This is a genomic window from Nocardioides sp. IC4_145 (assembly GCF_011250565.1).
GTDB lineage: Bacteria > Actinomycetota > Actinomycetes > Propionibacteriales > Nocardioidaceae > Nocardioides.
In genome coordinates this window covers 34479-60461 of sequence record NZ_JAANMS010000017.1, presented here as the reverse complement: position 1 = coordinate 60461, position 25983 = coordinate 34479, and the positions used below count along the sequence as shown (strand labels likewise).

26 protein-coding genes and 1 pseudogene are annotated in these 25983 nt (G+C 70.1%); 15 read left to right on the top strand and 12 right to left on the bottom strand.

Annotated features, from left to right (window positions below; genetic code table 11):
• The first annotated feature begins 216 nt into the window (after positions 1 to 216).
• On the top strand, positions 217 to 876 hold the full coding sequence (locus G6553_RS21110; protein WP_242680216.1) for a hypothetical protein: 660 nt from the start codon (positions 217 to 219) through the stop codon (positions 874 to 876).
• Positions 861 to 1490: pseudogene (locus G6553_RS20665) on the top strand (transposase); the annotation flags it as partial. The gene G6553_RS21110 and the pseudogene G6553_RS20665, both read left to right, overlap by 16 nt.
• A gap of 337 nt (positions 1491 to 1827) precedes the next feature.
• Here the strand turns inward: G6553_RS20665 and G6553_RS09460 are convergent.
• Positions 1828 to 2454: a TetR family transcriptional regulator gene (locus G6553_RS09460; RefSeq protein WP_242532473.1), complete on the bottom strand. Its 627-nt coding sequence runs from the start codon at positions 2452 to 2454 to the stop codon at positions 1828 to 1830.
• Positions 2455 to 2577: 123 nt separating this feature from the next.
• Between G6553_RS09460 and G6553_RS09455 the strand changes: the two genes are divergently transcribed.
• Positions 2578 to 3654 (top strand): BtrH N-terminal domain-containing protein, encoded by a 1077-nt coding sequence (locus G6553_RS09455; protein WP_166191383.1) that lies wholly within the window; start codon positions 2578 to 2580, stop codon positions 3652 to 3654.
• On the top strand, positions 3654 to 4325 hold the full coding sequence (locus tag G6553_RS09450) for a transglutaminase family protein (protein WP_166191380.1): 672 nt from the start codon (positions 3654 to 3656) through the stop codon (positions 4323 to 4325). Before G6553_RS09455 ends, G6553_RS09450 begins: the two co-directional genes overlap by 1 nt.
• A 9-nt stretch (positions 4326 to 4334) precedes the next feature.
• Here the strand turns inward: G6553_RS09450 and G6553_RS09445 are convergent, their stop codons facing one another.
• The 4 genes from G6553_RS09445 to G6553_RS09430 all read right to left on the bottom strand — a co-directional run bounded on the left by G6553_RS09445 (position 4335) and on the right by G6553_RS09430 (position 7731).
• Positions 4335 to 4562, bottom strand: coding sequence for a 1-acyl-sn-glycerol-3-phosphate acyltransferase (locus G6553_RS09445; RefSeq protein ID WP_242532474.1), 228 nt, complete (start codon positions 4560 to 4562; stop codon positions 4335 to 4337).
• Between the two features lie 226 nt (positions 4563 to 4788).
• Positions 4789 to 5991 carry an FAD-dependent oxidoreductase gene (locus G6553_RS09440; RefSeq protein ID WP_166191377.1) on the bottom strand — a complete coding sequence of 401 codons (1203 nt, stop codon included), beginning with the start codon at positions 5989 to 5991 and terminating at the stop codon, positions 4789 to 4791.
• Positions 5988 to 7388 (bottom strand): cytochrome P450, encoded by a 1401-nt coding sequence (locus tag G6553_RS09435; protein WP_166191375.1) that lies wholly within the window; start codon positions 7386 to 7388, stop codon positions 5988 to 5990. Before G6553_RS09435 ends, G6553_RS09440 begins: the two co-directional genes overlap by 4 nt.
• 22 nt (positions 7389 to 7410) lie before the next feature.
• Entirely contained in the window at positions 7411 to 7731 is a 321-nt protein-coding gene (locus G6553_RS09430; RefSeq protein ID WP_166191373.1) for a 2Fe-2S iron-sulfur cluster-binding protein, read from the bottom strand.
• A gap of 104 nt (positions 7732 to 7835) precedes the next feature.
• Here G6553_RS09430 and G6553_RS09425 point away from each other — a divergent pair, with 104 nt between their 5' ends.
• Positions 7836 to 8888, top strand: a complete 1053-nt coding sequence (locus G6553_RS09425) for an AraC family transcriptional regulator (RefSeq protein ID WP_166191371.1) — start codon at positions 7836 to 7838, stop codon at positions 8886 to 8888.
• Between the two features lie 69 nt (positions 8889 to 8957).
• On the opposite strand, the gene G6553_RS09420 is transcribed toward G6553_RS09425, so the two are convergent.
• Positions 8958 to 10256, bottom strand: a complete 1299-nt coding sequence (locus tag G6553_RS09420; RefSeq protein ID WP_166191369.1) for a cytochrome P450 — start codon at positions 10254 to 10256, stop codon at positions 8958 to 8960.
• 222 nt (positions 10257 to 10478) lie between these two features.
• Here G6553_RS09420 and G6553_RS09415 point away from each other — a divergent pair, with 222 nt between their 5' ends.
• From G6553_RS09415 to G6553_RS09405, 3 genes are all read left to right on the top strand, one after another.
• Positions 10479 to 11024: a TetR/AcrR family transcriptional regulator gene (locus G6553_RS09415; RefSeq protein WP_166191367.1), complete on the top strand. Its 546-nt coding sequence runs from the start codon at positions 10479 to 10481 to the stop codon at positions 11022 to 11024.
• A 358-nt stretch (positions 11025 to 11382) separates the two neighbouring features.
• Positions 11383 to 11541, top strand: a complete 159-nt coding sequence (locus G6553_RS09410; protein WP_166191365.1) for a hypothetical protein — start codon at positions 11383 to 11385, stop codon at positions 11539 to 11541.
• Positions 11542 to 11693: 152 nt separating this feature from the next.
• Entirely contained in the window at positions 11694 to 12005 is a 312-nt protein-coding gene (locus G6553_RS09405) for a hypothetical protein (protein ID WP_166191363.1), read from the top strand.
• 17 nt (positions 12006 to 12022) lie between these two features.
• Here the strand turns inward: G6553_RS09405 and G6553_RS09400 are convergent, their stop codons facing one another.
• The 4 genes from G6553_RS09400 to G6553_RS09385 all read right to left on the bottom strand — a co-directional run bounded on the left by G6553_RS09400 (position 12023) and on the right by G6553_RS09385 (position 16400).
• Positions 12023 to 12928, bottom strand: a complete 906-nt coding sequence (locus G6553_RS09400; protein ID WP_242680215.1) for a hypothetical protein — start codon at positions 12926 to 12928, stop codon at positions 12023 to 12025.
• Positions 12929 to 13594: 666 nt separating this feature from the next.
• Positions 13595 to 14614, bottom strand: a complete 1020-nt coding sequence (dmpG, locus tag G6553_RS09395; protein WP_166191359.1) for a 4-hydroxy-2-oxovalerate aldolase — start codon at positions 14612 to 14614, stop codon at positions 13595 to 13597.
• A gap of 2 nt (positions 14615 to 14616) precedes the next feature.
• Positions 14617 to 15582, bottom strand: coding sequence for an acetaldehyde dehydrogenase (acetylating) (locus tag G6553_RS09390; protein ID WP_166191357.1), 966 nt, complete (start codon positions 15580 to 15582; stop codon positions 14617 to 14619).
• 11 nt (positions 15583 to 15593) lie between these two features.
• Complete coding sequence (locus G6553_RS09385; RefSeq protein ID WP_166191355.1) at positions 15594 to 16400, bottom strand: fumarylacetoacetate hydrolase family protein; 807 nt, start codon at positions 16398 to 16400, stop codon at positions 15594 to 15596.
• Positions 16401 to 16470: 70 nt separating this feature from the next.
• On the opposite strand from G6553_RS09385, the gene G6553_RS09380 reads away from it, so the two are divergent.
• On the top strand, positions 16471 to 17226 hold the full coding sequence (locus tag G6553_RS09380; RefSeq protein ID WP_166191353.1) for an IclR family transcriptional regulator: 756 nt from the start codon (positions 16471 to 16473) through the stop codon (positions 17224 to 17226).
• A gap of 12 nt (positions 17227 to 17238) precedes the next feature.
• Here G6553_RS09380 and G6553_RS09375 read toward each other — a convergent pair whose 3' ends face one another.
• Positions 17239 to 18630, bottom strand: a complete 1392-nt coding sequence (locus tag G6553_RS09375; protein WP_166191351.1) for an MFS transporter — start codon at positions 18628 to 18630, stop codon at positions 17239 to 17241.
• Between the two features lie 125 nt (positions 18631 to 18755).
• Between G6553_RS09375 and G6553_RS09370 the strand changes: the two genes are divergently transcribed.
• The 4 genes from G6553_RS09370 to G6553_RS09355 all read left to right on the top strand — a co-directional run bounded on the left by G6553_RS09370 (position 18756) and on the right by G6553_RS09355 (position 23194).
• Positions 18756 to 19439 (top strand): helix-turn-helix domain-containing protein, encoded by a 684-nt coding sequence (locus G6553_RS09370; RefSeq protein WP_166191349.1) that lies wholly within the window; start codon positions 18756 to 18758, stop codon positions 19437 to 19439.
• A 145-nt stretch (positions 19440 to 19584) separates the two neighbouring features.
• Positions 19585 to 20445 carry an alpha/beta hydrolase gene (locus tag G6553_RS09365; RefSeq protein WP_166191347.1) on the top strand — a complete coding sequence of 287 codons (861 nt, stop codon included), beginning with the start codon at positions 19585 to 19587 and terminating at the stop codon, positions 20443 to 20445.
• Positions 20446 to 20459: 14 nt separating this feature from the next.
• A complete protein-coding gene (locus G6553_RS09360) occupies positions 20460 to 22253 on the top strand; it encodes a bifunctional 3-(3-hydroxy-phenyl)propionate/3-hydroxycinnamic acid hydroxylase (protein ID WP_166191345.1) in 1794 nt (597 codons plus the stop codon).
• Complete coding sequence (locus G6553_RS09355) at positions 22250 to 23194, top strand: 3-carboxyethylcatechol 2,3-dioxygenase (RefSeq protein ID WP_166191343.1); 945 nt, start codon at positions 22250 to 22252, stop codon at positions 23192 to 23194. The genes G6553_RS09360 and G6553_RS09355 overlap by 4 nt, the downstream gene beginning before the upstream one ends.
• 6 nt (positions 23195 to 23200) lie before the next feature.
• Here G6553_RS09355 and G6553_RS09350 read toward each other — a convergent pair whose 3' ends face one another.
• The gene (locus tag G6553_RS09350; protein WP_166191341.1) at positions 23201 to 23419 is read right to left on the bottom strand and encodes a hypothetical protein; all 219 of its coding nucleotides are present in this window, start codon (positions 23417 to 23419) and stop codon (positions 23201 to 23203) included.
• 143 nt (positions 23420 to 23562) lie between these two features.
• On the opposite strand from G6553_RS09350, the gene G6553_RS09345 reads away from it, so the two are divergent.
• Together G6553_RS09345 and G6553_RS09340 are read left to right on the top strand one after the other, a co-directional pair.
• Entirely contained in the window at positions 23563 to 25182 is a 1620-nt protein-coding gene (locus G6553_RS09345; RefSeq protein WP_166191339.1) for an AMP-binding protein, read from the top strand.
• Positions 25183 to 25265: 83 nt separating this feature from the next.
• Positions 25266 to 25805, top strand: a complete 540-nt coding sequence (locus tag G6553_RS09340) for a VOC family protein (protein ID WP_242680214.1) — start codon at positions 25266 to 25268, stop codon at positions 25803 to 25805.
• Positions 25806 to 25983: the final 178 nt, after the last annotated feature.

Genomic DNA, 25983 nt, shown 5'->3' with positions numbered 1-25983 from the left:
GAAGTCCTGGCGAACGCGATCTTCAGCTTCGTCACGGCTTCTACAACCCGCGCCGGCGTCACTCGACGCTCGGCTACCTCAGCCCCGCCGACTACGAGACCCAGCACGCATTGAGGACGCCTGCTGGACCCCCAAGCGAGACCGCTGCATGATCAGATCCACCCAACCCCAGTAGTCCGGGGAACCGGGGGCACTTCACAGCGCTGCGATCTCCTCGTGGGCCTGGAGGGGTTCCACGTCATCGAGGTCACCGAGCAGCTGCGTCATCTACGCGTGGTGGTCGAGTCCGACCCCGCACCGGCGGGCTGCCACGCGTGCGGTGTGATCGCCGCGAGCCATGGCCGGCGCGAGGTCCGCCTGGTCGACGTGCCCTCCTTCGGCCGCCCGGTGCGACTTGTGTGGCGCAAGCGGACCTGGCGCTGCGTTGAGCCGAAGTGCAGGGCCGGCGGGTGGAGCGAGCAGCACGACGGGTTGGCCCGGCCGCGGGCGCTGCTCACGGTGCGGGCGTGCTGGTGGCCGATCGCTCAGATCCGTCGCGAGCACGCCTCGGTGGCTGTTCTCGCCCGCCAGTTGGGCACCTCGTGGCGCACGGTGTGGCGCTCGATCAAGCCCCTGCTCGAACAGATGGCCGCCGACCCGACCAGGTTCGACAACGTCGAGGTCTTGGGCGTCGATGAGCACATCTGGCACCACGTCTCGACCAAGCCCGTCGACCAGGGTGGACGTGGGCCGAAGGAGCTGACCGGGATGGTCGACCTGAGCCGTGACCAGCACGGACGCGTCCGCGCCCGGCTCCTCGCCTCGTCCCGGGACGATCCGGGAAGGCTTACGCCGACTGGCTCGCTGAGCGCGGTCAGGGGTTCCGCGCCGGTGTGAAGATCGCGGCCCTGGACCCGTTCCAGGGCTACAAGAGCGCGATCGATGACCAGCTCGAGGACGCCGTCGCAGTCCTCGACGCCTTCCATGTCGTCAAGCTCGGCACCGCCGCGGTCGATGAGTGCCGCCGCCGGATCCAGCAGGAGACCCTCGGCCACCGTGGCCGCAAGGGCGACCCGCTCTACGGCATCCAGAAGCTCCTACGCGCCGGTGCGGAGAAGCTCACCGACAAGCAATGGACCAGGTTCGAGAACGCGATCGCCGCCCGCCTCGAGGAGCACCTGGTCGTCTACGTTGCGTCGTGCGCCCAGCAGCTCCGCTCGGCCTACCGCCACCCCAACACCGCCGAGGGCCGCAAGATCGCCGAGAAGGTCCTCGCCACGTTCGCGTCCTGCCCGATCCCCGAGATCGCCCGCCTGGGCCGCACGTTGAAGCGCTGGCGGCAGGCGTTCCTGGCCTACTTCGACACCGCCCGCTCGAACAACGGCGGCACCGAAGCCATGAACGGCCTCATCGAGCTCCACCGCGTCGCCCGCGGGTTCCGCAACCGCGAGAGCTACCGCCTTCGGATGCTGCTGATCGGGGGCGGACTCGCCAGCCCCCACCTCAGGTAATAAGAGCCTGATAACCGGGCTCATCCGCGCATCGACCGCCATCCCGGTAGCGCGCTTCCCGAGGCTTGTCGTGGTGCGCCTGGGCGCTGCCATGGCTCTCAATCACGACAGATCCGAGGGGCACCCCAGAACCTCTACCAGACCCAGGCGATTCACTTGCAGAGCTGATCCCCGAGGGACTGCTGGCGGGCCACCGCACCACCGGAGAACAGCCTCAGCCGCGCACTCGGCGAAACCGCGGCAGCAGCGAGTCCCCGGGCCACCCCTGGGCGCGACCGTGCCATTGACCAACTACTGGTCCTCGGGGTCGCCGGCGATCCCGCAACCTGAGCAACCGTCACGTCGCGATTCCCTGCTTCGGCGTGATGGGAAGCCCGAGGCACCTGAGTCCCACCTCAGTGATCTTCCGGGCGGTGTCCGCCCGGGACCTGGTCGGTAGGGCGAGGTGGCTCACGGTGAGCCGCACCAGGGCTTCGGCGGCGTCGGACACCTCATCCGCCCGCAAACCGGCCACGTGGGAGGTGAGCCACCGGGCCAGGGAGCCGGACGCGAGCTCCAACAGCTGCGCAGACGTGGTGAGGAGGGGGAGGATGCCCGTGGCGGGTGGTGGGGAATCGCGGTTGGAGATCAGGACCGCTCTAAGCAAGGGACTGTTCTCGGCCTCCTCCAGCACGAAGCCCACCGACGCCGCGAGGCCGCTTGAAGCGTCGGAGCCGTGATGCGCGAGCACGTTCTCGATGCCCTCGATGAAGCGCGCCGCCTCCCTCAGGACGACGGCTTCCCCCAAACCGGGCTTGTCGCCGAACTCCTTGTACAGCAGTGCGCGCGAGACGCCGACCGCCTCGGCGATCTCGCCCATGCGCACCCGCTCCCAGCCCCGCTCAGCGATCAGGTCATGGGCAGTCTCCAGCACCGCTGCACGAACGTGCTCGCGATAGCGTTCTCGCATGGAGGGGGACGACATGGTGGACAGAGTATCGACAATGTCCGACTGCGGACACGCGTCAACTGGGCCGCGTGATGACATTCTCAGGGCGGTGCCTTAGGTTGGAACAAAAGCCACTAGTTGTCTCCAGAAGGAAGCCTCATGGTCAACTCGAGCGACACCGAAGTGGTCGAGTACCCGCACCGACGCGGCGGCCACTGCGGCTCCGGAGCCATGCGGGACCTCCTGGAGTGGGCCGGACTCGGTTGGGAGGGCCCCCCTGACGAAGGCCTTGTCTTTGCCCTGAGCGGCGCCTTGGATCTCTCCTACGTCAGGGACGCGGCACTCATGCCACCGGTATACCTCGTCGGGCGGGGAGGCGACCTGGAGACGGACCTCCCGACGCGACTGGGCGCCGAGGTCTCCGTGCATGCGACGGACGACCCACAGGAGGGCTGGGCGTGGGTGCGCGACGCCGTGCGCGAGGGCCGTCCCGCCTTGGTGTGGGCCGACATCGCGGAACTTCCCTACCTCCGCGTACGCCTGCAGATGAGTCGCCACGACATCGTCGTCATCGGTTATGACGACGAGCAGCAGGTCGCGCACGTCGTCGACAACGACCGGGAAGAGGTGCAGCTCGTGCCCTACCCGGCACTGGCCCGAGCCCGGTCCTCGCAGGGGTTCCCGGTCCCGACGCGTCACACCTACTTCGACATCGCCTGGCCCGACCGGCTGCCCGACCTGTCAGAGATCGCGCAGGCGGCGTTCGCCCAGGCGGCGGCTGCGATGACTAGCTCCACCGGCAGCTCTATCGTCACCGGAAGGGATGCGGCGGTCGGGGCCACCGGACTGGCCGCCGTCGACCTCTTCGCCGAGGACCTCGCTCGATGGCCAGAGGTCTTCCCCGACGACATCCTGGACCTGGTCCTCCAAGGACTCAGCGCCTTCGTCGAGAAGGCCGGCACCGGCGGCGGGCTGTTCCGCCGACTGCTCTCCAGCGGCGCCGCCGACATCGCGCGCCTGACCGGGGACGCGCGGGCGAGCGAGGTCGCCGCCGCTGCGCACCTGTGCGCGGAAACATGGTCCCTCATCGCGTCGCTGGCCCGTCAGGACGGCCCAGCACGAGAGCGCGTGGAGCAGGCAGCTCGCTCGGCCGCCGTACTCCCCTCGCTCGAGCGGGACCTCGTCACCGCCCTCGAGATCGCGGGGGCGCGCCAGAACCTCGGGACCGCCACCTGATGAGGGGCAAGCTCGATCCTCGGCAGGCCCTGGCCCCGAGCCGGTTCGTCGACAGCGACCACCCTGACGTCCGGGACTTCACCGAGTCCGTCGTGGGTGGCATCCGGGATCCTCGAGAACGGACGGGACTGCTGTTCACCGCGGTCCGGGACCGGCTCCGCTACGACCCCTACAGCGTCACCACCGAACCCCCTGACTACCAGGCCAGCGCGATCCTCGACGGTGGCCCCACGTGGTGCGTGCCCAAGGCGGTACTGCTCACCGCGAGTCTGCGCGCTGCGGGGATCCCGGCAGTGCTCGGATTCTCCGACGTGCGCAACCACCTCAACAGCGCCGCGCTGCTGGAGCTGATGGGCACGGATCTGTTCGTGTTCCACGGGTGGAGCGCGGTGTACGTCGACGGCCAGTGGCGCAAGGGGTCGCCGGCCTTCAACTCCGAGCTGTGCCGTCGCTTCGGAGTACCCCCGTTGGAGTTCGACGGGTCGCAGGACGCGTTGCTCCATGCAGCCGACGGCGCCGGCCGACGTCACATGGAGTACGTCCGCGAACGGGGCATGTTCGTGGACCTGCCGTTCGACGGCCTCATGGCAACGCTGCTGGAGACCTACGGTTCCGCCATGGTGCGCGGCTCCGACACCCCGCGCCCCCAGGATCCCCGCTTCCGGTCGTGAACGCCCATCTCACTGGAGGAGTCTCCCGTTGCGCGCCGCGCTCACCGCCTCGCCGCACCCGGCGCGGCCGGCGGCGCGGTCGACCTCGACGTGCCCCGCGGCACGGAACCACCTGCCCACGACCGGCTTGTTGAAGAGGCTGTCCTTGGCCGAAACCGTGGCACCCGCCACCTCGGCCAGCACCATCTCCGCGACCAGCAACGGGTCAAGGTGCGAGACGTGGTTGGCAGCCAGCACGACGCCACCGACCCCGGGAATGCCCTATGACCCGCGCCAGTCAGGCGTCGCAGCACCACCAGGGCCGCTTTGCAGACCGCCACTGCCAGCCAGTCCACGTCGGTCCTGGTGCGTCGATCCACGCCGCAGAGTCAAGGTCGGCCGCACCTCGGTGATCGTAGACACCAGAGGCCGGGACGCGGCGGCAAGCCAGCGGGACGGGCAGGGCCCACGACGATGCCGGCCCTCAGGAAGCGACGGCGGCCTCGAGCTCTGCTCGATCGACTCTCTCGCCCTGACTGATCAGCAGCTTGGCCTTCAGGAAGTCCCGCGGTCGGTTCACGCAGTCCGCGGCCAGCAGCCGTCCCTGCTGGAGGTAGTAGCAGGTGAAGTCGCGATCTCGAGAGGGGTCGCCCCTCACCACGAGCTCGTCGTAGCCGACATTCAACCCCGCGATCTGCAGCTTGAGGTCGTACTGGTCGGACCAGAACCAAGGCAGCGCTGCGATCGGCCTCTCCTTGCCGCACAGTGTCGCGGCGGCCGTCTTCGCCTGCTCCCCGGCGCTGGGCACGGACTCCAACCTCACGAGGCGGTCGTAGCGAGCCATCCGGTGGCTGGCACAGTCGCCGGCTGCGACGATGCGGGGGTCGCTGGTGCGAGCCAGGTCGTCGATCACGATCCCGTTCTCGACGTGCAGGCCAGCCTCGGCTGCCAGCTCGGTGTTGGGAACCAAGCCCACTCCGACGACGACGAGATCGGCCGGGATCCGCTCACCACCCCGCAGGACCACCTCACGCACGCGTTCGTCGCCGGCCATGGCGCTGACCTGGGCGCCCGTCCGGATCACGACGCCGGCGTCGCGGTGGACCCGCTCGTAGAACGCCGAGACCTCGGGTGCTGTGACCCGCTCCAGCACGCGCTCGGCGGCCTCCAGGACTGTCACGTCCAGGCCGAGAGCGCGCAGGGACGCGGCTGTCTCCAAGCCGACGTACCCGCCGCCCACGATGACGGCGTGGCTGCCGGAAGCCGCCGAGGCCCGGATCGACTCGACGTCTGCGAAGGTCCGAAGGTAGAACACCCCGGGCATGTCGATACCGGACACGTCCAGGGTGCGCACCCGGCCACCCGTGCACAGGGCGAGATGGGTGTAGCCCATCGTGGTGCCGTCGTTCAGCCCCACCTCCTGCGCGGCACGATCGACCTGCGTGACCGTCGACTGCACCAGGCGGATGTCGTGCTTGGCGTAGAACTCCGCCTTGCGCAGAGCGAGGTCTTGCAGGCTGCTCGTGCCGGCGAGGTAGGCCTTGGAGAGGGGAGGACGGTGATAGGGCAGCGCTGGCTCGTCGCCGACCACGACGACCTCTCCTGACCAGCCCTGCTGCCGCAGGCCGGCCGCCACCTGGACACCGGCGTGGCTGGCGCCGACGACCAGCGCCCTCCCCTCGGTCACGCCTGGGTCTTCGGCGTCAGGGTGACCATCAGCCTGCTGATGCCGCGCACGAAGTTGGACTGGACGTACTCAGGCTCTTCGACGACCTCGATCTTCTCGAAGCGCGGCAGCAGCTCCTCCCAGAGGATCTTGAGCTGCATCTCCGCCAGCCGGTTGCCCATGCAGCGGTGGACTCCGAAGCCGAAGGAGATGTGGTTGCGTGCGTTGCTGCGGTCGATGATCAGGTCGTCGGGCCGGTCGAAGACTCGCTCGTCACGGTTGCCCGAGGCGTACCACATGACCACCTTGTCGCCCTTGCGGATGAACTGTCCGTTGAGCACCGTGTCCTTCTTGGCGACCCGCCGCATGTAGGCCAGAGGTGTCTGCCACCGGATGATCTCCGAGACCGCATTGGGGATGAGGTCCGGGTTGGCCTTGAGCTTCTCGAACTGGTCCGGGAACCGGTTCATGGCGAGGATCCCACCGCTCATGGAGTTCCGCGTCGTGTCGTTGCCACCCACGATGAGCAGGACGAGGTTGCCCAGGAACTCCATGGGACGATCGATGAGGTCCTTGGTGTCCTCGTTGCGCTGCAGCATCGTGATCAGGTCGAAGCCAGGCTCTTCTCCCCCCGCCAGCCGCGCCTCCTTGTCGCGCCACAGAGCACTCAGCCCCTGCGCTGCGTCGACGAATCCGCGGAACACCTCGTCGTTGTCCGAGGGGCCGCCGTTGGCCTGCTCCATGGAGCTGGCCAGGTCCGACCACTCGACGAGCTTGCGGCGCTGCTCGTAGGGGAAGTCCAGCAGTGTCGCCAACATCCGCGCAGTCAGCTCGATGGAGACGCGGTCGACCCAGTTGAAGGGCTCACCGATCGGGAGGTCGTCCAGCACCTCTTGGACCCGCGAGCGGATCAGGCTCTCCATCTCGCGCAGGTTCTTCGGAGCCACGACGCCCTGGACGGCGGCGCGCTGCCGGTCGTGCTTGGGCGGGTCCATGGCGATGAACATGGCGACATCCATGAACCGCGGCGGCTCGCCGATGATGATGAACGGCTCAGCCGAGAACGTCTCATGGTCCTTGTCGACCGCGATGATGTCAGCGTGGCGGGTGACCGACCAGAAGGGACCGAACGGGCTGTTGGCCTGGAAGTGGACGGGAGCCTCGTTGCGCACCCGCTCGAAGTACGACTGCCACTTGCCCTGCCGGTAGAGGAACGGGTTGCTCAGGTCGATGTCGACCAGGGCAACCTGCTCCACGGGGGGGATCGGCTTCTCGACGAAGATCTTCTGCCCGTTGGTCCGGGTCACGAAGCGACGCGCCCGGTCGTACAGGTGCGCCCCGCGGATCTGCATGCTCATGGGGACGATGGACTGAGCTCGCTCGGTCATGGCGTCGGTCACGGTGGTCAGGGTCGTCATGGTGCGGTGTTCCTCTCGACAGTCACAGCTGGAACTCGGGGAGCCGGACGACGAGGCCGTCCAGGCTGTCGCTCAACCGCATCTGGCACGACAGCCGGGAATTCGCCTCGCGCTCGGGGTTCATGGCGAGCATCTCTTCCTCCACGGGACCCGAACGGCCGACCTGGTCGATCCATCCGTCCTCGACGACCACGTGGCACGTACCGCAGGCGGCTTCGCCGCCGCAGTCCCCGTCGATTCCAGGAACCATGTTGTCGACGGCGACCTGCATCAGCGAGACACCCTCTTCCAGTGGTGTCTCGTGCTTCTCCCCGTCGTGGGAGATGAAGGTGACAACGGACATGAAGAAACTCCTTGGTAGACCGGCCCTCAATCCTGTGTCTCCCCGTCAGGCTGTGGCTATGGTCACCTACGTCAACATATTGTGATTTCGGCTCAGGAGGTGCAGTGAGAGTTCCCGAACCCGGCGTGCCTCCGCTGGCGTTCGTCCAGCTCCTCAACAGCGACGCGCTTGAGCCCAGCGCCGTCGCGCACTTCCGTCGGATCATCGAACTCCAGGGCACTTCGGAGGTCGAGCTGGTACAGCGCGACCGGCAAGTGCCCATCCGATGGTTCCGCGAGGTCTACCCGGACCTCGACCCCGACGGTGCTACCTACCTCGGGCTCGCTTTCGCCGAGAAGGCCCAGCTGACCTCGTTCGGCCCGCTGAGCCTGCCCTTGGTCAGCGCTGGCTCGGTGGACGAGATCTTCCAGTTGCTGGGGTATCTGCCCGTGATCTCCGGCGCTCTTCGCCCTCACTTCCACCCGGGCGAGCACGGCTTGACAGTGGGGCTGAGCGGTCAGACCGGCGATCCCGATCTCGACTGCCTGGTCATCACCTACGGTGGTGCGGCGCTGCTTCGACTACTCGACCTGCTGGCCGGCCCGCTACCAGGGGTGACGTTGCAGCTGGCATGGCCTGCCCCCGGAGTTGTGGAGACTCGCACCGACCTGATGAGCGAACGGTTGGACTTCGACGCGCACACGTCCTTCATCGACGTGCCGGCCGAGGCCCTTCGTGTCCGCTGCCGGTTCCCGGACCCGGTCGCCTACGGCTTGGCCATCGCCGAGCTGCGCCGCATGCTCGACCGCAGTACCAGTGCCACCAGCGTGACGGAGCGGGTGCGACGACTGCTCGAGCAGGACCCAGGACGGTCGAGCAGCCGGGACATCGCCGCACTCCTCGACGTCTCCACCAGCACCATGAAGAGACGGCTCGAGGACGAGGGCACGACATTCCGTCAGGTCCGACAGTCCCTGCTGCGCGAGAGAGCCATCGTGCTGCTTCTCGACCACTCCCTGACGATCAGTCAGATCGCGGTCGATCTCGGCTATGGCGATCCTGGGAACTTCTCCCACGCCTTCAAGCGCTGGACCGGGCAGTCGCCGAGCGAGTTCCGCAACGTGGGGCGCCTCGGACCAGGGGGGTCGGCCGTCCTGAGCGGGAGCGGCCGCCCTTAGCTCGGCGCACTCGGCGCCACGTCTACGACCGGAGCGGGCTATCCGCGAAGCGGCGACAGGCGAGGCGCATCACGTGGTGACCAGTCGAACGGGGAGTCTGGTGGGCCCGCGCAACGAGCTGTTGGTCGACCATGTCGGGTCACCGGACAGCTCGATCCTCGAGACGCGACCGAGGAGCTCGGTGAGCACGACATGGGCCTCCATCCGAGCGAGCGGTGCTCCGACGCACAGGTGTGCGCCGTGCCCGAACCCGACGTGCATCCTGGGGTTGCGGTCAGCCCGATAGGTGTCGGGCTCCTCGAACGCCTCGGGGTCCCGATTCGCAGCACCGAAGGACAGCAACACCCTGGACCCTCGCGGGATGGTGACACCGGCGATGTCGTAGTCAGCGCGCGTGTAGCGGTACAGATTCTGGATGGGGCTGGAGAACCGCAGGTGTTCCTCGATCGCCATCGGGACCAGACCAGGATCCTGTCGAACGCGGTCGTACTCCTCCGGATTGCGAGCAAACGTCTCGAACATCCCGCCCAGCAGGTTCGTCGTGGTCTCGTTACCAGCCACGAGGAGCAGCATCGCGATCATGAACAGGTCGTTGCCGGTGAGAGCACCGTTCTCACTGTGGTTCATGAGTCGACCGAGAGCCGAGTCAGACTCCCGAATCCTCCCAGCGTCGAACTGCTCGGTGAAGTACCGCCGCAGGGACGCCAGGCCTGTCGCGGCATCTCGTGCGTGCCGGATGCCCAGCGGCGTCGCATTCGCGTCCATGATGCGCACCGTCGTCTCCGACCATCGGCGGAAGTCGTCGAAGTCGCCATCGGAGACACCCATGATGTGAGCGATCAGGCTCATCGGTAGCGGAGTGGCCAGTGTCGTCATCACGTCCGAGCCGGGAGCACGCACGAGTTCGTCGACCATCTCGGAGGCCAGCTTCTCCGCCATCGCGCGCCAGGAGGCCATCGCACCTGTGGTGAACATGGGCTGTATCTGCTTGCGTAGCCGGGCGTGCTCCTCGCCGTCAGTGAGGACGACGAGCGGCGCCTGGATCCGTAACCGGGTGACCCCCTGACTGCTGGTCACCTTGTCGGTGGCTCTCAGTGTGGCGCGGACGTCGTCGAGGCGCGAGAGGACCCACATGGCCCGACGCGGGTTGTAGTGCACCCGCCCCGTCTCATGAAGGCGTCGATACGCCGCATGCGGCTGGGCCGCCGTCCGTGGATCCAAGGGATCGTAGTCGGTATTGACCGCCCCCACCCAGCCGCGACGGCCGCGGATCACGGTGCGCGCGGCACCCTCGAAGTTCAGCCATGCTGCAGTCCCGACCACCTTGAACAGGTCAGGGGCACCGTCTGTGCGTGTGCGGGTTGTCATCACGATCCTCCGTCTCAGGAGCAATCCTCAACCGCGGAGACGTGCACCCACAAGGCCTCTTGAATGACTGAGACGCCTGGCGGGGACGAGTCATCGGGAGGCCGTCTCAGACCAAGCGCGCCGCCTCTTGGAGGCCACCAGGCCGCCCGGGACCGGGGTCTTCGCTAGCCTTACAATCGTCTCACCGTGAGACTAAATCGCTCAGTAACGTCAGGGTACAAAATGCCAGATTCCGACGCATGGCTCATTCCTGGCAGTCGAAGGGAAGCCGCCCTGGAACGCATCTACGCAGCCGGCAGCGACGTCCTGCGCGAGCGCGGTCCCAAGACGTTCAGCTTGGAAGAGGTCGCCCGCAGAGCAGGGTGCTCACGCGCGACCGTCTACCGGTTCGTGGGCAACAAGCGCAGCCTTGTGGACACACTGGTAGGCCTAGCCGCGACTACCGTGGTCGAACAGGTGCGAACGCAGACTCGCGGGATGCAGGGCAAACAACTGGTCATCGAGTCGATCCTTGCCGGAGTCCAAGCGATTCGCAGCGACCGCACCCTGGCTGAGTTCGTCAAGTCACCCCCGGCTTTCGACGACACCTACTTCACCCACTCCGAAATGCTGAACCGTCTCGCTGCGTCTCTGATGGACCTCGGCGAAGAACACGATCTCGGCGCCGAATGGCTCATTCGAGTCGTACTCAGCATGATCACTTGGCCCGTGGACGACCCCACCACCGAGCGAGAACTGATCGAACGCTACGTAGGTGCCGCCTTCTGATGGCGGACACCCTGTTCGAACTAGATTCGCGCCTCGGGGTGCAACCATCGATGACGACGCCAACCCGGCGCCGCCCGAGAAGGAACCGCCCTCCGTTACAAGCGTGGTACAAGTAACCAAGATCTCCTAGAGTTTGCGCAGGTCAGCATGGGTCAGTCAGTCACTACTACGACATCTGAGTCGGCAGCCGGCTGACCTGCGCATCAGCAGGTCGCCGGCCCTCCGCCAGCGCGAACACCCCCGGACGTCCTCGGACGTGCGGGGGTGTTCTGCGTCGTCGGGTCAGGATCCTCGCGGTGACGACCCGTCTCGGGCCGAGCGAATGGCCTTCCCCCGTGCCGCGGCCTATGGTGCGGGGATGATCGGGCGGTCGATGCGGGCGCAGGTGGCGACGGCGGGGCCGTCGCACGTGCCCTCCGGCGCCGCGCTGCTCGCGATCGCGCTGAGCGAGGTCGCCCGCGGGATCCGCGGCCTCGACGTCCTGCGCCGCAGCGTCGACCGCGCTCCTCCCGCCTAGCTCCGACGCCTCCAGGCGTCCACGCCCCAGCGCACCGGTGTCGCCGGTGCGCCACCTCGGCTACCCAGGAGCACCGTCATGACCACTCCGATGTCCACCCACCCGACCCCGTCCTCGCGGACCCGGACCACTCAGCCGGGCAGGTGCGAGGCATGACGCTCAGGCCCACGGGCGCCCAGCGGGAGTACCTCGACGAGCTGCGATCGGAGCTGCTCCGCGCGGCGTACCAGCGCACGCAGCAGCTGACGTCGTTGTCGCCGGCGGGCCTCGACGAGGACCCGGTGCAGGCCGCTCACCGCGCCAGCGTCCGGCGGATACTCGACCAGGTGCACGAGGCCCTCGACCGCATGGATGCCGGCACGTACGGCGAGTGCGTGGCCTGCGGCCGGATCCTCGCGCTGCTGGACCTGCGTCGGTGCCCATGGGTCGACTGCTGCGACACCTGCGCACGAAGCACGGTCTGACGAGCCGGTTCGGCCGCTCAGCGCAGCCCGGAGCCCCCGACCACGTCCCAGCTGTGATCGCTTGTCCCGGACGCGTCGACACGGTTCCAGCGGATCTTGCCGAAGTTCAGCGTCGCGGCAGTGGTGAGGGTCGGGGAACCGAGCGTCACCCGCTCGAAGAAGGCCTCCTCCAGCAGGAACGACTGGGTACAGGGCCCGACCCGACACCCGGTCACCTCGACGACCGAGAGGAAGCCACCCCGAGCCATCCGTCCGATGGCATGCACGGCCGACCGGGGGCCGTGCATCGTCATCCTCATGCTCGAGTGCGCAGGGCTGCCGATTCCCCCACCGGAGGACCGTCCGGAGTTGTCGACGCCGAGGGCCCAGTCATCCAGGGTGAACACCCGCTCGCCGAACACCGCCTGCATCCCCGACCCGGGGACCACCTCTTCCGACGACGCCAGCGTCACGTCTGACGGCTCGCCCTGCTCGTAGCGGATGACGTCGGGGCGGCCACCCTGGCCACCCGGGCCGCGCTCGAAGCGCCGGGTGTAGGTGATGACCGCATTGTGCGGGTCGAACCGCAACGCAGTGGCCTCCAGAGAGCTCTCGACGGTCTCGCTGGTCTCGACGCTGCGCAGGACGACGTCGCGCATCTCGACGTTCACGTTCAGTGCACAGTTCTCTCCGTCCGTCGTCAGCCGGTCGGCCCGGCACATGTCGACACTGACCTCGGCGAGCGGTGCGCGACCGGCGACGATGTTGAACGCCTCGGTCGCTCGCGCAGAGTGCGGAAGGTAGACCCACAGGTCCGACATCTCCATGGCCCCCACTTGGGGTCGACCGTCCCCACCACGCCCGGACACCGGGACGCTGAACTCCGTGTGGAAGCGGGTGATCGGCGTGACGACGGGGTCCCGCCCCTCGGCCTCGATCGTCATCCGGTACGTCACGTCGTCGAGGACGGGCTGCTTCGGTCCGGTGACCACGCCCGCGCCCGTACCGGGAGCGCCGTCCTTGCCGGGGGCACCGTCCGTGCCCGGCGCACCGTCCTCGCCGGGAGCACCGTCGAGCCCATCCTTGCCCGGGGCACCGTCCGCGCCCGGAGCACCATCCGCGCCGTCGAGTCCGTCCGCGCCCGCTGCGCCCGGCGGCCCGTTCTTCCCGGCACGGCCCTTGACGTTCCAGGTGAGGACTCTCTCCTTGCCGCGGACACACCGGTCCGCGTCGGTGACGAACCGCACCTGGCCGGTCTTCTTGCTGGCGCAGGCGGTGATCGTCCCGCTCCGTTGAGGAGCGGCTGCGTTGACCAGGTAGGTGCCCGAGATCAGCAACCCACCGGCAAGAACAGCGCTGAGTCCCACGATGGACGTTCTCTTGCGCACGGCACTCACTTCTGTGAAGGGTCAGCGCCCAGAGTGCGGTGACGGGGACGGACGCTCAGCAGGGACCGAGCAGCCGGCACACAACCTAGGCCCCGCGATCGACCGCGCGCTGCCGATCGCGCCAGATGAGTGCGGGCAGCCGATCTCGACGGCCGGTCCCCGTAAGTCGGCGGCCGGGACCACCTCCGCGCTGGAGGTGTCCTCGGGCCCCGTGGGTCTCGGTCAGGCCGCGCCCGGCGCCTCCGCGAGGCCCAGCGCGATGTCGACGATCATGTCCTCCTGGCCGCCGACGAGCCGGCGCCGGCCGCACTCCATGAGGATCTGCCGCACGTCGACGCCGTACCGCTCCGCGGCGGCCTCGGCGTGCCGCAGGAAGCTGGAGTAGACGCCGGCGTACCCGAGCGTGAGGGTCTCGCGGTCGACGCGGACCGGCCGGTCCTGGAGCGGGCGGACGATGTCGTCGGCGGCGTCCTGGAGCGCGAAGAGGTCGCAGCCGTGCTCGAAGCCGGACAGGTCGGCGACGGCGATGAACGCCTCGAGCGGACAGTTGCCGGCGCCGGCGCCGTGGCCGGCGAGCGAGGCGTCCACGCGGCGTACGCCGCTCTCCACCGCCACGACGGAGTTGGCCACCGACAGCGAGAGATTCTCGTGGGCGTGGATGCCGACCTCGGTGTCGGCGTCGAGGACGTCGCGGTAGGCGCGGACGCGGGCGGCGACGTCGTTCATCGTGAGCCGCCCGCCGGAGTCGGTGACGTAGACGCAGTGCGCGCCGTAGGACTCCATCAGCTTCGCCTGCTTCGCCAGCTCCTCAGGCGGCGACATGTGGGAGAGCATGAGGAAGCCGGAGACGTCCATGCCGAGCTCGCGCGCGGCCGCGATGTGCTGGGCGGAGACGTCGGCCTCGGTGCAGTGGATGGCCACGCGCACCGAGCGGACGCCCAGGTCGTAGGCTCGCTCCAGCTCGTGGATGGTGCCGACGCCGGGCAGCAACAGGGTGGTCAGCCGCGCCTTCTTCAGCACCGAGGCGGCGGCCTCGATCCACTCCCAGTCGGTGTGGGAGCCGGGGCCGTAGTTGAGCGAGGAGCCCGCGAGGCCGTCGCCGTGAGCGACCTCGATGGCGTCGACGCCGGCGGCGTCGAGGGCGGAGACGATGCGCTGGACGTCGTCGGGGGTGATCCGGTGGCGCACGGCGTGCATGCCGTCGCGCAGCGTGACGTCCTGGACGAAGATCGAGGTGCTCATGGTCAGTTCCCTGCCTTCGTGGCGGTCTTCGACGCCGCGATCCGCTCCGCCATCTGCAGCGCCGCGGACGTCATGATGTCGAGGTTGCCGGCGTACGCCGGGAGGTAGTGGGCGGCGCCCTCGACCTCGAGGAACACCGACACCTGGTGGGTCGGGCGGGCCGCACCCCTACCGGCGTCGCCGACCAGGGTGTGCACCGGCTGGTCGGCCGGCAGCTCGGTGATCTGCACCTGCTGCTTGAGGCGGTAGCCGGGCACGTACGCCGCGACGTCGGCCACCATCTTCTCCACCGAGCCGCGGATCTCCTCGTGCACCGCGGGGTCGGGTGCCTCGACGAGCGCGAGAACGGTGTCGCGCATGATGAGCGGCGGCTCGGCCGGGTTGAGGATGATGATCGCCTTGCCGGCGGCCGCACCGCCGACCTCGACGATCGCCGCGGAGGTGGTCTCGGTGAACTCGTCGATGTTCGCGCGCGTGCCCGGGCCGGCCGACTTCGAGGCGATGGACGCCACGATCTCGGCGTACGCCACCGGCACGACGCGGGAGACGGCGGCGACGATCGGGATCGTCGCCTGCCCGCCGCAGGTCACCATGTTGACGTTCGGGGCGTCGAGGTGGTCGTCGATGTTGACGGCGGGGACGACGTAGGGCCCGATGGCCGCGGGCGTCAGGTCGATCATCCGCTTGCCGAGCGGCCGGAGCAGCGCGGCGTTGTGCCGGTGGGCCTTGGCCGAGGTGGCGTCGAAGACGATCTCGATCTCGTCGAACCCGGGCAGGTCGATGAGGCCCTGGACGCCCTCGTGCGTGGTGGCGAAGCCGAAGCGCCTCGCGCGGGCGAGCCCGTCGGAGTCGGGGTCGATGCCGACCATCGCCCCCATCTCGAGGTGCTTGCTGGTGCGCATCACCTTGATCATCAGGTCGGTGCCGATGTTGCCCGACCCGATGACGGCGACCTTGGTCCTGGTCATGGAGGGAGTCCTTACTCGCTGAAGACGGCGCTGACGGCGCCGAGGCCGGTGATGGTGGCGGTGACGCGGTCGCCGGGGCCGACGGGCCGCATCGGGCCGAGGGCGCCGGAGAGCACGACCTGGCCGGCGCGCAGCGGCTCGCCGAAGTCGCGCGCCTGCCGCGCCAGCCACACGACCGCCTCGAGCGGGTCGCCGAGGCAGGCCTCGCCGGCGCCGGTGGAGACGACCTCGTCGTTGATGGTCATGCTCATGGTCACCTCGCGCGGCTCGACCTGCTCGAGGCTCGACTGCTCGGTGCCGAGCACGTAGGCACCGGCCGAGGCGTTGTCCGCGACGGTGTCGCCGAAGCTGATGTCCCAGTCGGCCACGCGGCTGCCGCAGACCTCGAGCGCCGCGACGGCGGACCCGATCGCGCCGCGCACCTGCTCGCGGTCGAGCGGGCCGTCGGCGAGGTCGGCGGCGAGCACGAAGGCGACCTCCGCCTCGACGCGCGGCTGCAGGACGCTCGCGGTCGGCACGGTGTCGCCGTCGGCGTACGCCATGTCGTCGAGGAGGACGCCGAAGTCCGGCTGGTCGACGCCGAGCTGCGCCTGCACGGCCGCGGAGGTCAGCCCGATCTTGCGGCCGACGACGCGGGCGCCGTCGGCGACCCGGGCGGCGACCACCCGCTGCTGGACGGCGTACGCCGCGGCGACGTCGTCACGGCCGATCAGGTCGCGCACGGGGGCCCCGGGCACGCCGGCGCGGTCGGCAGTGCGCAGCCGCTCCGCGGCCGCGTCGAGGTCCTCGGCGCTCACGCCGGTGGTGGTCTGGCTCATGGCTCCACCCTCTCCTCGGGCGCCGTCCGCGACCCACGCTCGCGTTCCACTCACCGGTACGCTGTCGCGGGTGACCGACGCCGCCCTCGACACCGTGCTGGGCAAGGCCGTCGCCCTGCTCCGCGCGTTCCGCGTCGACGACACGGTGCTCCCGCTGGCGGAGCTGGTACGCCGCACGGGGCTGTCGAAGGGCACGGTGCACCGGATCGCCGGGGACCTGGTGGAGCACCGGCTGCTGGACAAGACGCCGCACGGCTACCGGCTCTCCGGCGGCCTGTTCGAGCTCGGCATGCGCGCGGCGGCCGAGCGCACCTTGCTGGAGCTGGCGATGCCGTTCCTCCAAGACCTCTACGAGCGCACCCACGAGACGGTCCACCTGGGGATCCAGGACGGCACCGAGGTCGTCTACGTCGCCAAGATCGGCGGCCACCGGCAGGCCCGCTCCCCCTCCCGGACCGGCGGCCGGATGCCCATGCACTGCACGGCCATCGGCAAGGTGCTGCTCGCGCACGCGGACGAGGAGGTGCGCGACGGAGTGCTCGGCGGCGAGCTCGAGCGGCGGACACCCCACACCGTGGTCGCGCCCGGGCTGCTGCGCCGCCAGCTGTCGAAGGTGCTCGAGACCGGCGTCGCCTACGAGCGCGAGGAGTCCACACCCGGGCTGCTGTGCGTCGCCGCGCCGGTGCTCGACCCCGACGGCCACACCGTGCTGGCTGCGGTCAGCGTCACCGGACCGGTCGGGCGGTTCCGGCCCGAGCCGCACGCGACCGCCGTGCGGGCGGCAGCGGCAGCGCTCGGGTCGACCCTCTCCCGACGTCGGCGCTGAACCGCCGCCCGGTCAGGCGCCGCTCGTCGCGAGCCGGGCCTCCGCCGCGTCGGCCGCGGCGTTCGCGGCGGTGTCCTCCTCGTCCATGGCGTCCTGGCGGTGTGCGCCGCGGTAGGTCGCGTGCAGCAGCGCGACGGTCACCGCGGACAGGGCCAGCACGACGCCGTACAGGCGGTAGAGGTCGGCGGGGCTCAGGCCACGCTCCTGCAGGAACGTCGCGATGTTCGGGGCGAAGAAGGCGACGGCGCGCCCCAGGCCCATCATCAGGCCGACCGCGGCGGCCCGGACCGCGACGGGGTAGATCGACGGGCTGATCGCGTAGTACGCGGCCACGCCGCCGTTGACCGCGAGGCCGACCATGACAGCGAGGACCAGCACCATCGTCTGGTGTTCGAAGAAGGCGGCGAACACGAGGAAGACGACGAAGCCGACGACCCCGATGCCCGCGGTCACCAGGCGCGGGTGGATCCGGCGCGCGGCGAGGGAGAAGAGCAGCGCGCCGACCACGCCGCCGGCAGCCACCAGCGCCTGGGCCTTGATGCCGAAGTCCGCATCGCCGGTCGTCTCCGTCACGAGCTTCGCCGTGAGGCTGTTGGCGAAGTAGAAGGCGGCGATCACAAGCCCGTAGGCGATCCAGAGCAGGACCGTGCGGCGCAGCATGATGCCGCGCAGGACGCCGCTCACGAAGGCGCCCCTGACCGGGGCCGGTCGCGTCGGCACGGGGAGGCTCGAGACCTGCACCGCCCCGATCTTCGCCGCGATGCGGTTGTAGGCGCGCAGGGCGCCGGCCGGGCGCTTCTGGACGAGGTAGTCCACCGACTCCGGCAGGGCGGCGGCGGCCACCAGCAGGAGCACAGCGGTCACGATGGCCGAGAAGAAGTAGGGGCCGCGCCAGGTGAAGGCGTCGATGAGACCGACCGAGAGGAAGCCGCCGATCGCGGCGCCGAGCGGCAGTCCGACGCCGTACACGCCCATGACGACGCCACGCCGCGCCTGGTTGGCGTACTCCGCGACGAGGACGTTGATGCTCGGGACGATCGAGCCGAGGAACAGCCCGCCGAAGAAACGGGCGGCGAGGAAGGTCTCGAACGAGGTGGCCAGGCCCGTGAGGGTCATCGCGACGATGATCATCACCAGGGAGCCGAGGATGTGCTTGCGGCGCCCGATCCGGTCGGCGAGCGGGCTGAGGAAGATGGCGCCGATGCCCATGCCCAGCGTGCCGAACGAGGCGACCAGACCCTGCTGCCCGCGGTCGAGGCCGAAGTGCTCGGTCAGCGCGGGGAGGGTGAACGACGTCACCAGGATCTCGTAGCCGTCGACCATCGTCAGCAGGATGCAGATCGCGACGATGACCCACTGGAAACGGGTCATCGGGTTGCGCCGGATGGCGTCGGTGAGTTCCACGGGATCTCCCGGTATGTGTAGATAATGCACATGAACGTGCAGATACGACGCAAGAGTGGTTGCAGTCACAGCGGCCTGTCAAGCCTCCCCCCGGCAAAGACTCGCGACCTCTACGCTGTGCCGCGATGAGCGAGCCACGACCCGCACAGGGGACCCAGACGCTCGCCCGCGGCCTGCGAGCGCTCGAGCTCGTGGCCCAGGGCCGGGACGGCGCGACCATCCAGGAGGTCTCCGCGCAGCTGGACGTGCACCGCTCGATCGCCTCCCGCCTGCTCGCCACCCTGGCCGAGGCGCGGCTGGTCATCCGAGGGGCCGACGGGCGCTACCGCACGGGCGCCGGCCTGGCCGCCCTTGCGACGGGCATCCATGCCACCCTCCGCGCAGCCGCCGAGCCGGTGATGCGCGAGCTGGCCGCCGAGCTGGGCGCCACCGTGTCGCTGCTCGTCGACGAGGGCAGCGAGGCCGTCGCGCTCGCGGTCATCGAGCCGCCCGCCTCCGGCTACGTGCTGTCCTTCCGCAGCGGCAGCCGGCACCCGCTCGGACGAGGCTCGGCCGGCATCGCCCTGCTGGCAGCCCGGCCGCCGTCCCCCGGCGAGGCGGACGACGTCACCGCGGCCCGCGAGCGGGGCTACGCGGCGACGTACGGCGAGGTCGAGCCCGGGGCGTACGGCGTCGCCGCACCGCTGGCCAGCGCCGAGGGCGTCCCGACCGCCTGCCTGAACCTCATCACCTACCGGCCGGAGGTCGCCGAGTCGGCTGCCCCCGTGCTCCTCGCCGCCGCCGAGCGGATCTCCGCCGCCCTGCGCTAGCGAGCCCGGCCCCCGGCCGCTCGGCCGCGCCTCGCGGACCCGCCGCAGGCCCTTGACACCCGCATCCGGGCGATGTTCCCATGGAAGCAGTCGTGTAACTATCGCTTACCGCCGTGCAGATAACGCATACAGGAGCTGTCGTCAGATGACGTTGACCCAGGAGTCCGCCGTCCGGGACACCACGCTGCCCTCGGGCACGCACGTCCGCTACTACGAGGCCGGCGACCCCGGCGCGCCGCCGGTCGTGCTCCTCCACGGGTCCGGCCCCGGGGCGACCGGGTGGTCGAACTTCTCGGGCAACATCCCTGCGATCGCGGCGGCCGGCTTCCACGTGATCGCCCCGGACATGCCCGGCTGGGGCGGCTCGGACGCCGTGGCCACGAAGGACATGGACCACGACCGCGACCTCGTCGAGCTGCTCGACACCCTGGACATCCCCCGCGCCGCGCTGGTCGGCAACTCCATGGGCGCGCACACCGCGATCCGGTTCGCGACGCTGCACCCCGAGCGGATCACACACCTGGTGACGATGGGCGCCTCGCTCGGCCGCGGCCCGGCTTCGCTCTTCGGCGCCGGGGACGGCCCCAGCGAGGGCCTCAAGGTGATCGTCCGCGCCTACCGCGACGCCAGCCCGGAGAACATGAAGGCGCTGGTCGAGATCATGACCTACGACAAGGCGCGCTTCGCGACGCCCGAGCTCACCCGGGCCCGCTCCGAGGCCGCGCTCGCCCGGCCGGACCACCTGCAGAACTACGTCGAGGGGCTGGCCCACGGGGCGCCGATCCCGATCCGCGTCGACCGCGACCGGATCCCGGACATCGCCGTGCCGACGCTGCTCATCCACGGCAAGGACGACCGGGTGCTCCACTACGAGACCACCCTGTGGCTGCTCGCGAACATCCCGAACTCCCGGGCGGTGCTGCTCAACCGCTGCGGCCACTGGGCGATGATCGAGCACGCCGAGGAGTTCAACCGCCTCGTCGTCGACTTCCTCGCCCACCAGTGACCGGGGGCGACGCGATGACCACCGCACCGACGCTCGAGACCGACGTCGTGATCATCGGCGCCGGCCCGGTCGGCCTGACGCTCGCCAACCTGCTCGGCGTGCGCGGCCAGCGCGCCGTCGTGCTGGAGGCACGCGAGGAGCTCATCGACTACCCCCGCGGCGTCGGTCTCGACGACGAGTCGATCCGCACCCTGCGCACCGCCGGGCTGTGGGAGCAGGTCGAGCAGTACACCGTGCCCCACCACGTCGTACGCCTGGTCAACGGGCGCGGGCAGGTGCTCGCCACGAACGACCCGCAGACCCAGGAGTTCGGCTTCCCCCGCAAGCACGGGTTCAACCAGCCGGTCGTCGACCGCGAGCTCGCGGCCGGGCTCGACCGGTTCCCCGGCACCGAGCTGCACTTCCGCCACCGGGTGGTCGGGATCGACGACCGCGGCGACCACGTGCGGGTCACCGCCGAGCAGGTCGGCGTCGACGGCACCGTCGCCGGCACGGTCGAGGTCGTCGGCCGGTACGCGGTCGGCTGCGAGGGCGGCGGCTCCTTCACGCGCAAGTGGATGGGCGTCGAGTTCGAGGGCAGGTCGCCCTCGACCCGCTGGGTGGTCGTCGACGTCGAGAACGACCCGATCGGTGCCCCCAACGTCTACCTCGGTGCGGACCCGAAGCGGCCCTACGTCACCATCGGCCTGCCGCAGGGCATCCGCCGCTGGGAGTTCATGCTCCACGACGACGAGCCCACCGAGCTGGTCGAGGACCGCGCGTTCATGAACCGGCTGCTCGAGCGGTTCGTGCCCGATCCCGACGCGCTCCAGGTCATCAACCAGCGCACCTTCACCCACCACGGCCGGATCGCGACGTCGTTCCGGAAGGGCAACGTCCTCATCGCCGGCGACGCCGCGCACCTCATGCCCGTCTGGCTGGGCCAGGGCTGGAACTCCGGCATCCGCGACGCGACCAACGTCGCCTGGAAGCTGACCGCCGTCCTGCGCGGTGACGCCGACGACGCGCTGCTGGACACCTACACCACCGAGCGCCACCAGCACGCCGCCGACATGATCGACGTCAACATGGCAGCCGGATCGATCATGAAGATGAAGCCGCTGGGTGGCTGGCTCCGCGACCGTGCCGCCTCCGCGCTCAACGTCGTGCCGACGTGGAAGTCGTACTTCACCGAGCTCCGCTTCAAGCCGATGCCGCGGTACGCCGAGGGCGTCGTCGTCGACCAGGTGAGCCTGGAGCCGGGCCGGGCCCGGGCCGGTCTCCGCGGGGGTCGGCTCGCCCCGCTCGTCGACTCCGCCGGCGAGGCGTCCCCGGTCGGCCTCCAGTTCATCCAGCCGCGGGTCAACACGGCCGACGCCCAGGACGTCCTGCTCGACGACGTCACCGGTGACTGGTGGGCGCTGGCGACCTGGGGCACCGACCCGACGACGTTCCTCACCGCCGACGACCGCGCACTGGCGCGCCGACTCGGCGTACGCCTGCTCGCCTTCGTCCCCGAGACCCAGCGGGCCTGGGCCGAGAAGCAGTACGCCGACGCGCCGGTCCCGGTCACCGTCGTCGGCGACACCTCCGGGGCGCTCAAGCGCTGGTTCGACGTCCGCGCCTGCGGCCTCGTCGTCCTGCGCCCCGACCACTTCGTCGCCGCTGCGGCCCTCAACCAGCAGGCCTCGCAGGCGCTGGGCGCCGTCGTGGCCGCGGGGTCGCTGCGCACCGACACCTCCGCGACCCCCGCGACCCCCGCGACCTCCGCGACCTCCGCGACCTCCGCGACCTCCGAGAAGCCTGACGAGATGGGAGCCCTCGCATGAGCATGGCCCTGGTCTGCATGTCGCACAGCCCGCTGCTGGAGTTCAACGACCCGCCGGCCGAGGTCAAGGCCGAGGTCGACGCGGCCTTCGAGACCGCCCGCGCCTTCGTCGCCGACTACGACCCGACCCTCGTCGTGTCGTTCGCGCCGGACCACTACAACGGCTTCTTCCACGACCTGATGCCGCCGTTCTGCATCGGCTTCGAGGCGCTCGGGGTCGGCGACTACGGCACGAGCGAGGGTCCGCTGTCGGTCCCCACCGAGCTCGCCGAGCAGCTCGCCGCGTGGGTCGCCGAGCGCGACCTGGACGTGGCCATCTCGCGGCGGATGGAGGTCGACCACGGGGCCGTGCAGCCGCTGGAGATCCTGCTGGACGGCATCGACGCGGTCCCGACGATCCCGGTCTTCGTCAACGGCGTCGCTGAGCCGTTCACCCGGATGGCCCGGGTGCGCAAACTGGGCGAGGCGATCGGCTCGTTCCTCACCACGCTCGAGGACGAGCGCGTGCTCGTCCTCGGCTCCGGCGGCCTCTCCCACGACCCGCCGGTGCCGCGCTGGGCCACGGCCGACGAGGCCCAGCGCGCGATGCTGCTCGACGGCCGCCACCCCACCGCGGCCGCTCGCGACGCCCGCCAGCAGCGGGTCATCGACACCGGCCGCGCCTTCGCTGCCGGGACCGCCACGATCCAGGACCTCAACCCGGAGTGGGACCAGGAGGTCATGCGCGTCCTCGCCTCGGGCGACCTCTCCCCCATCGACGCCATGACCCCGCGGCAGATGGCCGAGGACGCCGGCAACTCCGCTCACGAGGTGCGCACCTGGGTGGCGGCGTTCGCGGCACTGGGCACGGCCGGTCCGTACGCCGTCGCGTCGTCCTACTACCGCCCGATCCGGGAGTACATCGCCGGCTTCGGCGTGATGACCGCCCGCACCCTGGCCTGATCGGCCTCAGCGCCGCCCGAGCCGTCGGTAGACGACCGGACCGACCGGCTGGACCAGCGCGACGAGGGCCCAGACCGGCTTCGGCCCGCGGACGGCGGAGGCGGGCCGCCTCCGCAGGTCGCGCCAGACCGACAGGGTGGCGAGGCCCTCGACGACCGCCGCCGCGACGACGAGGCGCTGCTGGGTGGGGCTGAGGTCGGACCACTTCTTCTTCGTGCGTGCCATGGGCAGGACCCTAGGGGCCGCGGCTCGTCGACCCGCCGGCCGGCGGGTCGACGAGCCGCACAGGGAAGCGGAACGAGAACACGTTCCATTCTTTGGGTGATAAGGCTCACATCGGCGGCGAAATCTGACTACGGTGCCCAGGCATGAAGTTCAACCTCGCCTCCGTGTTCGAGACCGTCGCCGATGCCGTGCCCGAGCGGGTCGCCCTCACCTACGAGGGCCGCTCGCTGACGTACGCCGAGTTCGACCGGGAGGCGACGCAGGTCGGCCACCTGTTCGCCACCTCCGGGATCGCGCCCGGCGAGCACGTCGCGATCTTCCTCAAGAACTGCGTCGAGCACGTCACCGCGATGGTCGGCCTGCTGAAGGTCCGCGCGGTGCCGATCAACGTCAACTACCGCTACACCGCCGCGGAGCTGGAGTACCTCTTCACCAACTCCGACAGCGTCGCGGTCGTCGTCGAGGAGGCGGCCCACCAGCAGGTGCTGGCCTCGATCCTCGACCGCCTCCCCCACGTCCGCGCCGTGTACGTCGTCGGGCAGCCCGACGCGGCGCTCGTGGCCGCGGCCGGCGAGCGCGGCGTGGACCTGGTGGACTTCGCGGGCTGGCGCGACCAGCCGACCGAGCGCGACTTCGCCGAGCGCACCGGGGACGAGCACTACATCCTCTACACCGGCGGCACCACGGGCTACCCGAAGGGCGTCGTCTGGACCCACGACGACCTCTTCCACAAGCCGCTCTCCGGTGGCAACCCCTACGGCGACGCGCACCCGGACCTGGCGGCGATCGCGACGGCCGCCCAGGCGATGCCGCCGATCTCGTTCCTCATCGCGGCGCCGCTGATGCACGGCGCGGCGTCGTACGCGATGTTCTTCTACTTCATCTTCGGCGGTCGCCTGGTCATGCTCCGCGACTTCGACCCGGCCAAGATCGTCGACGGCATCGCGAACGACGGGCTGCAGAGCCTGCTGATCGTAGGCGACGCGATGGGCATGCCGCTGGCCGACGAGATGGAGCGGCGCAAGGACGAGGTCGACTACTCGCCGCTGTTCATGGTCACCTCCGGCGGGGCGATCTGGTCCCAGGCCTGCCGCGACCGGTTCAAGGCGCTCGCGCCCAACGCCATGCAGCGCGACAACTTCGGCGCCTCGGAGTCCGGCAACGACGGCGAGATCACCCTCGACGACAACGGCAACCTGCGCGTGCCCGCCACCGACAAGATGCTCGTCGTCGACGACACCCTCGCCGAGGTGCCCGCCGGCCCCGAGAACGTCGGCCTCATCGCCCGTCTCGGCCCGGTCCCGCAGGGCTACTACAAGGACGAGGAGAAGACCGCCCGCACCTTCCGCACGCTGCCCGACGGCCGCCGCTGCTCGGTGCTCGGCGACATGGGCTACCGCGACCACGACGGCTCGATCGTCTTCCTCGGCCGCGGCTCGCAGTGCATCAACACCGGTGGGGAGAAGGTCTACGTCGAGGAGGTCGAGAACGTCCTCCACGGGCACCCCGACATCGCCGACGTCCTCGTCGTCGCCGTTCCCGACGACCGGCTCGGCGAGCGGGTCGCCGCCGTCGTCTCCCCGCGCGAGGGCCGCGAGCCGCAGCTCGAGGACGTCCAGCGCCACGCCCGCGAGTCGCTCGCCGGCTACAAGGTCCCCCGCGACCTGGTCGTGGTGCCCGAGGTCAAGCGCACCCCTGCCGGCAAGGCCGACTACCGCTGGGCCAAGGAGGTCGCTCGCGACCACGCGCCGACGCCCGCCTGACCGATGACTCGCACCACCCTCCCGGGTCGTAGGTGGGGGACGGTCGCTCGACCGCCCACCCACCTCGATCCCCGGGAGGGACCATGGCACAGCAGCTCACGGACCAGCAGGCCACGACCGCGCCGACCACGTCGGGGACGAGGCTCGACATGTACCCGTGCCTCTGGTTCGACGGCAACGCCCAGGAGGCGGCGGAGTTCTACGCCGCTCGCCTGCCCGACAGCCACGTCGACAAGGTCTGGCTGAGTCCGTCGGAGACGCCCTCGGGCCCCGCCGGCATGGTGCTGGTCGTCGACTTCACCATCGCCGGGCAGCGGGTGCAGGGGCTCAACGGCGGGCCGGAGTTCCGGTTCTCCGAGGCGATCTCGTTCGTGCTCGAGTGCGACGGCCAGGAGGAGGTCGACCGGCTCTGGGCCGACCTGCTCGCCGACGGCGGCGAGCCCGGCCCGTGCGGGTGGCTCAAGGACCGGTACGGGCTCTCGTGGCAGGTCGTCCCCAGGCGCCTGAACGAGCTGCTCGACGACGCCGATCCCGAGCGCGCCCGCCGCGCGATGGACGCGATGATGCAGATGGGCAAGATCGACGTCGGTGCCCTCGAGCGGGCGGCGGACGGCGCGTCGTGACGGGACCGGCCCGCCGACCGCAGTCCCGTCTCCGTGCGGGCCAGCAGCGGGAGCAGGTGTAGGGGCGGGCGTCGGCGTGCGTCGCCGTGGGACCCCACTACAGCCGGCGGGCAGGTCTCTGCCGCCAGCGTGCGCCGGTCACCGCTGCCGGCGCATCCCCCAATTCGGGTAGACCGGC

Excerpts from the sequence above, each read along its gene's own strand:
- G6553_RS09365 (WP_166191347.1), top strand. The coding sequence starts at position 19,585 with ATGACGTTGACCCAGGAGTCCGCCGTCCGGGACACCACGCTGCCCTCG.
- G6553_RS09455 (WP_166191383.1), top strand. The coding sequence starts at position 2,578 with ATGGTCAACTCGAGCGACACCGAAGTGGTCGAGTACCCGCACCGACGC.
- G6553_RS09410 (WP_166191365.1), top strand. The coding sequence starts at position 11,383 with ATGATCGGGCGGTCGATGCGGGCGCAGGTGGCGACGGCGGGGCCGTCG.
- G6553_RS09400 (WP_242680215.1), bottom strand. The coding sequence starts at position 12,928 with ATGACGATCGAGGCCGAGGGGCGGGACCCCGTCGTCACGCCGATCACC.
- G6553_RS09345 (WP_166191339.1), top strand. The coding sequence starts at position 23,563 with ATGAAGTTCAACCTCGCCTCCGTGTTCGAGACCGTCGCCGATGCCGTG.
- G6553_RS09360 (WP_166191345.1), top strand. The coding sequence starts at position 20,460 with ATGACCACCGCACCGACGCTCGAGACCGACGTCGTGATCATCGGCGCC.
- G6553_RS09370 (WP_166191349.1), top strand. The coding sequence starts at position 18,756 with ATGAGCGAGCCACGACCCGCACAGGGGACCCAGACGCTCGCCCGCGGC.
- dmpG (WP_166191359.1), bottom strand. The coding sequence starts at position 14,614 with ATGAGCACCTCGATCTTCGTCCAGGACGTCACGCTGCGCGACGGCATG.
- G6553_RS09435 (WP_166191375.1), bottom strand. The coding sequence starts at position 7,388 with ATGACGACCCTGACCACCGTGACCGACGCCATGACCGAGCGAGCTCAG.
- G6553_RS09450 (WP_166191380.1), top strand. The coding sequence starts at position 3,654 with ATGAGGGGCAAGCTCGATCCTCGGCAGGCCCTGGCCCCGAGCCGGTTC.
- G6553_RS09430 (WP_166191373.1), bottom strand. The coding sequence starts at position 7,731 with ATGTCCGTTGTCACCTTCATCTCCCACGACGGGGAGAAGCACGAGACA.
- G6553_RS09420 (WP_166191369.1), bottom strand. The coding sequence starts at position 10,256 with ATGACAACCCGCACACGCACAGACGGTGCCCCTGACCTGTTCAAGGTG.
- G6553_RS09390 (WP_166191357.1), bottom strand. The coding sequence starts at position 15,582 with ATGACCAGGACCAAGGTCGCCGTCATCGGGTCGGGCAACATCGGCACC.
- G6553_RS09355 (WP_166191343.1), top strand. The coding sequence starts at position 22,250 with ATGAGCATGGCCCTGGTCTGCATGTCGCACAGCCCGCTGCTGGAGTTC.
- G6553_RS09385 (WP_166191355.1), bottom strand. The coding sequence starts at position 16,400 with ATGAGCCAGACCACCACCGGCGTGAGCGCCGAGGACCTCGACGCGGCC.
- G6553_RS09415 (WP_166191367.1), top strand. The coding sequence starts at position 10,479 with ATGCCAGATTCCGACGCATGGCTCATTCCTGGCAGTCGAAGGGAAGCC.
- G6553_RS09405 (WP_166191363.1), top strand. The coding sequence starts at position 11,694 with ATGACGCTCAGGCCCACGGGCGCCCAGCGGGAGTACCTCGACGAGCTG.
- G6553_RS09460 (WP_242532473.1), bottom strand. The coding sequence starts at position 2,454 with ATGTCGTCCCCCTCCATGCGAGAACGCTATCGCGAGCACGTTCGTGCA.
- G6553_RS09350 (WP_166191341.1), bottom strand. The coding sequence starts at position 23,419 with ATGGCACGCACGAAGAAGAAGTGGTCCGACCTCAGCCCCACCCAGCAG.
- G6553_RS09340 (WP_242680214.1), top strand. The coding sequence starts at position 25,266 with ATGGCACAGCAGCTCACGGACCAGCAGGCCACGACCGCGCCGACCACG.